Source organism: Vreelandella alkaliphila (assembly GCF_016107625.1).
Taxonomy (GTDB): domain Bacteria; phylum Pseudomonadota; class Gammaproteobacteria; order Pseudomonadales; family Halomonadaceae; genus Vreelandella; species Vreelandella alkaliphila.
In genome coordinates, this window is the sequence record NZ_JABASV010000018.1 from 37,956 (window position 1) to 45,640 (window position 7,685).

The window sequence follows — 7,685 nt, forward strand, 5'->3', positions numbered from 1 at the left end:
AGCACGAAAACGCTAAACTTCAGGCTTTTGCATTAGCCCATATTTTTGAGCATTTGAATGCCCGATAATAAACGTTATTCACTGCCTGGCCAGCTTATACAAAGTCAGCAGGGGGCTGGGAAAGATATACAGGCTGCCCGACAAGTTGACTTAGTGCATGCTTTAGATGGTATCGGCGAAACGGTGATGCCTATGTGGTTGAACCGGCATGCGCAGCCAGCAGAGTTTGCTCAGCTAATGCTTATCTCGGCAAGCGATGGCTATGAGCGCGCTCAAGTCACCTCTGTGCAGCTTGATTTAGACAACTTGCAGGCAGGCAACTGGGCCGCAATAATCCCCACGCTTAAGCAGGCACTAGAACGGCTTGAGCGAAAGTTCCCGCATCCTTTGGTGTGGTGGCGGTTGGAGTGGCCTTTTGCAGTGCGTGAATGGCATTGGAAAGCCCTAAAACAGGAGGTTAAGCGTTATAAGCGCAACTATTTCCGTAGTGGCTTAGCCTTTGTGGGCAAGAAGCTTCCTCGACTCTTGCTAACAGAGATGGAACTTAACGCTAATGCCTGTTTGTATGCAGGCAATCAGGTGGCGCATGCCGATGTTAATCAGGCTCACTTAGAGCGCTATATAAAAGCGCGTCATGGCTCAAGTCAGATGCCAGACTTTGCCGATAATATGCCAGCTTGGAGCTTTTCCACCGCTGGAGTATTTGTGGATGTTGGCGGCGAAAATGCTAACGTTCATGCTCTGGATACTCGGCCGAGATGCTGGGGCAGGCGAGAAGCTCCTCCTCTAACAGCGGTATCCACAGGAGAGTTAATCGCACGTTCCACCCGCTTTTTAGGCAGACAAGTAAATGAAGATGGCCGCTATGTGTATGGCTATTTTCCCTGTTTTGACCGTCGTATTAACACCTACAACGTATTACGCCACGCTAGTAGTACCTATGCCTTATTGGAAGGCTATGAAGTCTGCGCGGAGCAAGGGCTTTTAAGTAATGAGCAGCTAGACGTTTTACGCCAGCAGATTACTAGCGCGCTTTCTGGTTTATGTTCCAGGTTCGTTATTCATCGCCAAGGCGCAGCCTATGTGGTGGATGCAGGCGACATTATCAAGCTGGGAGCCAATGCGGTCGCTATTCTTGCACTAGTGAAATATCACCAAGTCACGGGGGATGGTCGCTATGCTAATTTGGCGGATGCGCTGGCGCTGGGGATTTCGAGAATGCAGGAAGCCGACGGTAGCTTTGTGCACGTGCTCAATGCTGCGGATTTATCGGTTAAGGAAAAGACACGGATCATTTATTACGATGGCGAAGCTGCTTTTGCCTTAATGCGGCTTTACGACCATACCCGAAATAACCGTTGGCTGGAGTGTGTGGTCAAAGCGTTTGACCACTTTATTGCTAGTGGTCACGAAAATGCTCACGACCATTGGCTTGCGTATTGCTCTAATGAACTGGTGACGCATCTTCCAGAGCGCAAGTATTTTGCGTTTGCGGTGCGCAATATCACTGGTTATGTCGACTTTATTCACAAGCGGGCCACGACGTTTCCAACGTTGCTTGAACTATCAATGGCGTTTCACAAAACGCTGCTCAAACTGGAGGCACGCCCTGATTTAGCCGATGTGCTGAACGGCTTTGATATCAATGCGTTTTACCGTGCGCTTCACGCCAGGGCGAATTATCTACTCAACGGTTTCTTCTGGCCGGAAGTCGCTATGTACTTTAAGGCGCCGGCGACCATCGTGGATGGCTTTTTTATTCGTCATCACAGTTTTCGCGTCAGGATAGACGATGTAGAGCACTACTTATCAGGGCTGGTGGCGTACCAGCAGATGCTGCGTGAGGCAAGCTATGCCAGTGTAAAGCCACGAGTAGGGAGTCGGCTGGATGCCAAGGCCATCGCCTCAGCAACTGAGGGAGTATGGGCATCAGTGCCGCCTGATGATTGGCAGGCGATAGGACTATGCTGCTGGCCAAAATCTTTTCAACCGGGGCAGGTTGTTGTCGCTCGCAGCAAGGAAATGGATAAAGGTTTTTTGCCATTCGCCGCAGTCAAGTCTCTGGTAAGTAAAGGTGCTTCCGCTGTCATTTGCGATAATCGCGAGACGTATCGTGATATCGGCGTGCCCGTGCTGTACGTAGCTGATGTGCGTGCAGCGACGCTGGCGATAGGTCAGTGGCAGCGCCGTAATTACGCTGGGCGTGTCATCGGTGTTACCGGCAGTGCCGGTAAAACAACGGCAGTAGCGATGCTAGCCCATGTGCTGAACTACACCGGTGCTGTCGGACAAACGCAAGGCAGTGCCAATTTACCGATTGGCATTGCTTGGAACATGGCTTCGATGCTACAAGAAGCACCGTACTGGGTGGTTGAAATGGCCATCGGCTCCATGGCCCAGAATACCGATCTTGCTCGCCCTGACATCGCCATTATTACTAATATTGCTGCATCGCATCTGGTGTATCACCGATCTCTGGACGAAATTGCTCGAAAGAAAGCGCTTATTTTTCAGGGTATGCCACCCAATGGGAGCGCTATTCTCTACCGCGATATGCCTCAATATATTTATCTGGCTGAGCAGGCGAGGCGCTATCACCTACAGGTGGTCAGTTTCGGTGAACATCCTGACGCAGACATACGCATGCTTGAATTTGCAGGGAATAGCGGTCGCATTATGTGTGATGGCGTTGTGTATGAACTTGGCTTGAGTGCTGCTGGGCGACATATGCTGCTGAATGCGATGGCAGTATTAGCCGTGGCTAGACAAGATAATTTACCTTTAGACATCATCATATCCCGTTTGGCATCTTTTCAAGCGGTGGCAGGGCGGGGCGAGGTGCGGGCTATAGACTGCTATGGGATCCCAATCACTCTGTACGATGAAACGTACAATGCCAATCCTCTATCTATGCGTATGGCGTTAGAGGCCTTCTCCTCACTCCCTGTGGACGCCAATAAAAAGCTGTTGATTATTGGCGATATGCTAGAGCTAGGGGCAGAGTCAGAACGTTTCCACCAGGAGCTTGCCCCAATCCTTGCTGCGCAATCAGCTAGGAGCATACTGCTCTGTGGTCAGCACTGCCAAGCGTTGTTGCCGTTGCTGGGTGGAGAGGCTTCTGGCGTCTTTCACTTCGCCGATGTTGAGGCTCTTGAAGCTGCATTGCCTGACCATTTAGTGCCTCAAGATAGCGTGCTTGTTAAGGCATCTCATGGCATCGGACTGCACGCGCTTTTTTCTCAGTTACCTCATGATTAAACATCTATCGCCATACCAGCGTGGGTGGGTTGCACTGATAATACTTTGCGCCATGATCGGCAAGCTAACGCCAGTGATTGCCCAGCCGACCCCGGAAGCAGGTGAGTGCCATTATCTACAGCGCGACAGATTGCTTGAGGTAGTGGCAAGTGAGCCGAACCAAGCCGAGGGGATAGAGAAGCATATTCACTTCTTTGTCGAGGCAACTGATCAGGGCGTGCCGCTAAGCGCGACAAGACTTAATGACTTGAAAATACAGCTTGAAGCCGCCGATGTACTCTATCGTGAAGTATTGGGGCTCACACCACCTTTACATATGCCACGCTATCAGCGTGCAAATTTTATTATGGTGATGTTGCGTGCTGACCAAGTGCGCGGCGGGCAAGCGTATGATGAAGTGGTACGCAGCCCCGCAGTGTCTGATTGCCATATTCGCATGGCTCTAGGTAGTCAAGTGAATGCAGCAGAAAACTTAACCCCTGCACATGAGCTATTTCATCTGTATCAAAATGCACACATGATGTTCAAGCAAGGTTGGGTGCATGAAGGGTTAGCCCGCTGGTCAGAATCGCTACTTAGAGGGGATATACAAAAAGGGGATCCCTTGCCTACTAATGCCGAAGCGCTGGAAGTGGTGATGCAAGATAGCTATGGCGCCGCAATCTTTTGGCAGAGACTGTTTTATCTGCTTGATCCTCAAGGCGACAGCTCTATCCCGAAGGTACTAAGAGAGATGCGCTATCACGATGGCAGCCAAGTAGTGGCAGTGAGTGAGCGCTATGGCAGCGCATTTCTACCGTTACTTTTCTCCTCGCTAAATGAAGCGGGGGAGGCACTGGCCCATCAAGAACAATGGCCCGTGTATGGTTGGGCAGAAGCAGAACAGCGTGACCTGCGGCACAATAGAGCCATCCTATCCGCAGTGCACCATGCTGTTTCCCTATATATGCCGATAGCCGATCAACCGGACGAATTACGTACATTCATGCAACTTATTGAACCCATGATTGATCGATGAGCGACCAGATGACTAACAGTGAGAGAGACGAGATTCACGGAGATCAAGTTCTCGACCTGATGGCTGCGTTAGCTCGTGCGGTGTTGTGGCCATTTCGTTGGCGCGTATTGACTATCTTGCTAATACAAATTGTAAGTCAGGTCATGCTGTTGGCAAGCCTAGTGCTACCCTGGCAACTGCTTCAAGTGTTGATCACCGGCCATAGCCGTATAGATGGTTGGGTTCCTAGGGTGGATAACCACGGTGACAAGATAGCGGTATTAATCGCATTGGCAGTGCTCTGCTTTTGCACCTACGCCTTACTTCAATGGCTAGTCAAAAAAGCCATTGCGCATCTTTCGACCCTAATTCTTGGTCATTTGAATAAAACCCGTTTAGTTGCCAACCACCGATTACTTGGCAAACGCGTGTTAGGCATTGTGATAGGTGCTTTGTCATCAACGGTGATTGCACTGCTTTTCTGTCTTTTAATCGCTCTTCTACATCCTCTGCTAGCGCTATTAGCAGTTACTTGTGTGTTGGGGCTGGTGATGATCGTTGGCTTTTACTATCGCTTTGAGCGGGTGACGAAAATTCAGAATATGTTGCAAGGCAACGTTCTGACAGTCATCAATATCAGCTTTGCGTTAGGGTTTTTAATTATTGTCCTAGATTATTTCAATGGGACGATGCGTCCACTCCTGACACTGTTCATATTGCTGCTGGGAATGCGCCAATTAATGGCGGCCAGTGTTAATGGATTGGTCAATTTCTTGAGTATCATCAAGTATTTTCAGCAGATTAATATGCTGCTTTTGCCTCGCTCCCAGCAGATATCTCTCTTTTCAACCACGGATTTTGTACAACGTTTTGAACAAGTAACTCTTCAGCGTTGGCTATTACCATGGTTAGTTGAGTGTAATTATTGCCACCGCGATCCTGAGATTTTGCAGTGTCGCCTGCTTTCTGGGCGAGCTATCGCACACGTATTGGTTCGGGATGTGGATAGCAATAGCTTCCCTCGCTATAGGTTGTTGAAGTGCTACGTCCCTGCTCGGGAAAACGAAGCGCTTCATGAAATATCGCTATTGAGTGAAGTCGGTGGCTATTGTTACGGAGTCATCCCTACTGTGCCTGTGTTACGAGCCAGTGGTCGTTTGCCCTGGTGCTCCTTTTTGTTATTGGAAGTGGGGGGCAAACCTCCTCAGTGGAAGAACTCTGAAGAACGTAAGCCTTGGATGAGTGAGCTACGTCAAGGCTTGCGACATGTTCCTGTGCCAAACAATATCATTGCCCGGTACGCTGCAACGTTTGCCTCATTACCTGAGCGCATGAGAAATATTGAGGCATCGCATTTTTCCTATCTGACGCAAGAAGACAATCAGACCTTTCAAGTTGAGCGTTTCATGAAGTTATGGCCGCTTATGATCGTTGAGATAGAAAGGCTCCCCAAATGCTTGACGGTGCAAAATGCGAGTAGCGCGCGTATGGCAACCATAGGCAAGTATATGCTTCTGCTGGACTGGCATGGTTGGGTGTATGACACGCTGGGGGCCCACTGGCCGCTATCTGCAAAGCTAAATGCGGAAGTACTTGAGCTAATCAGCACTCAATGGGAAAGCCCTAATAATCAGCAAGGTTGGTCGGAGTTCGCTTCACCCACCATGGCGGCGAACTGTGTCGCACTCGCTGCGCGCGCTCATGAATTCTGCCAACGCTGTCATCTTAATAATGATTCAGGCGCACTCAATATGATGTCCGGGCTTATAAAAGCCTATGAAACCATTGGGCTGGTTGATGAACAAAAAGCCGTAGTAGAACGCTCCGTTCAGTATTAAAAAATCATCATAATTTTCAGCATATCCGTCAGGCCCCTCCTATCACTGTGCTAGTACTGTCCACCGGTACAATATGAATTCGCCGTCATCAAGATTAGCCTTGCTGCAAAATGCCGTTAATGAATATTTACTTTCATTGGTTTTTACAAAAGCGGCAAACTCTTTAATGAAACGGCGGGTGGGATACAGCACATGGCGACAGTTATCGCGATTTCAGGTCAGGCTTGGGCACGTGATGAAGATGGCAACCTGCGAGAGCTCCGTATTGGCGATGTTCTTCAGGAAGGTGAAACGATCATCACGTCTGCGGATGGTCGTGTAGATTTAGACTTTGCCGACGGAACAGGTGTTAACGTTGTTGAAGGCGGCCAAGAAGTTGCTGTCACTCCCGAGCTTGATCTTGATGCGATTGTAGCCACCGATGCCAGCGCCCAAGACGACGATTTAGAAGCACTGCTCGCCGCTCTTGATGATGAAGATGGCGATTTACTTGAACTGCTAGATGCTACCGCAGCCGGCGGCGCTGGCGGCGGTGGTGGTGGCGGTAACAGCTTTGTGCGCCTTGCCCGTATCGCCGAAGAAACCGACCCGCTTAGTTTTAGCACTGAAGGAGGCCTTGAAGGGGCTGAGTTCGTCGAATTTGATGGTGGCGTAGCCGCTGCTGCAGCACTAGATGACACTGATGCGGACGCAGATTCTGACGCCGATGCCGATGCCGATGCCGATGCCGATGCCGATGCTGACGCGGACGCCGACGCCGATGCTGACGCGGATGCGGATGCTGATGCTGATGCTGATGCGGACGCCGACGCCGACGCTGATGCCGATGCTGACGCGGATGCCGATGCCGATGCCGATGCCGATGCTGACGCAGATGCTGACGCTGACGCAGATGCCGATGCAGATGCAGATGCAGATGCAGATGCAGATGCAGATGCAGATGCGGACGCCGACGCTGATGCCGATGCCGATGCCGATGCTGACGCGGACGCCGACGCCGACGCCGATGCTGACGCGGATGCTGATGCTGATGCTGATGCGGACGCCGACGCCGACGCCGACGCTGATGCCGATGCTGACGCGGATGCCGATGCCGATGCTGACGCAGATGCTGACGCTGACGCAGATGCCGATGCAGATGCAGATGCGGACGCCGACGCTGATGCCGATGCCGATGCCGATGCCGATGCCGATGCTGACGCTGACGCTGATGCAGATGCTGACGCTGATGCAGATGCGGATGCTGATTCAGATGCCGACGCTGATGCTGATGCCGATGCCGATGCCGATGCTGATGCTGATGCTGACGCTGACGCTGACGCTGACGCTGACGCAGATGCCGATGCCGATGCGGACGCCGATGCCGATGCCGATGCTGACGCTGATGCAGATGCAGATGCAGATGCAGATGCAGATGCAGATGCAGATGCTGACGCAGATGCTGACGCAGATACTGACGCTGATGCAGATGCAGATGCAGATGCAGATGCCGATGCTGATTCAGATGCCGACGCTGATGCGGACGCTGATGCCGACGCCGATGCTGATTCAGATGCAGACGCTGATGCGGATGCTGACGCAGATTCTGACGC

4 protein-coding genes are annotated in these 7,685 nt (G+C 51.2%); all 4 read left to right on the forward strand.

Annotated elements, in window-relative coordinates:
* Nucleotides 1–57: 57 nt before the first annotated feature.
* Nucleotides 58–3,258: a UDP-N-acetylmuramoyl-tripeptide--D-alanyl-D-alanine ligase gene (locus JFC11_RS18025; protein ID WP_198350199.1), complete on the forward strand. Its 3,201-nt coding sequence runs from the start codon at nucleotides 58–60 to the stop codon at nucleotides 3,256–3,258.
* Between the two features lie 52 nt (nucleotides 3,259–3,310).
* Nucleotides 3,311–4,276, forward strand: coding sequence for a hypothetical protein (locus JFC11_RS18030; RefSeq protein WP_232482970.1), 966 nt, complete (start codon nucleotides 3,311–3,313; stop codon nucleotides 4,274–4,276).
* A gap of 185 nt (nucleotides 4,277–4,461) precedes the next feature.
* A complete protein-coding gene (locus JFC11_RS18035) occupies nucleotides 4,462–6,093 on the forward strand; it encodes an ABC transporter ATP-binding protein (protein WP_332838110.1) in 1,632 nt (543 codons plus the stop codon).
* Nucleotides 6,094–6,285: 192 nt separating this feature from the next.
* Nucleotides 6,286–7,685 (forward strand): retention module-containing protein (locus tag JFC11_RS18040; protein ID WP_198350202.1); only part of this gene is annotated, 1,400 nt, incomplete at its 3' end.

Excerpts from the sequence above, each read along its gene's own strand:
- JFC11_RS18030 (WP_232482970.1), top strand. The coding sequence starts at position 3,311 with ATGATCGGCAAGCTAACGCCAGTGATTGCCCAGCCGACCCCGGAAGCA.
- JFC11_RS18025 (WP_198350199.1), top strand. The coding sequence starts at position 58 with ATGCCCGATAATAAACGTTATTCACTGCCTGGCCAGCTTATACAAAGT.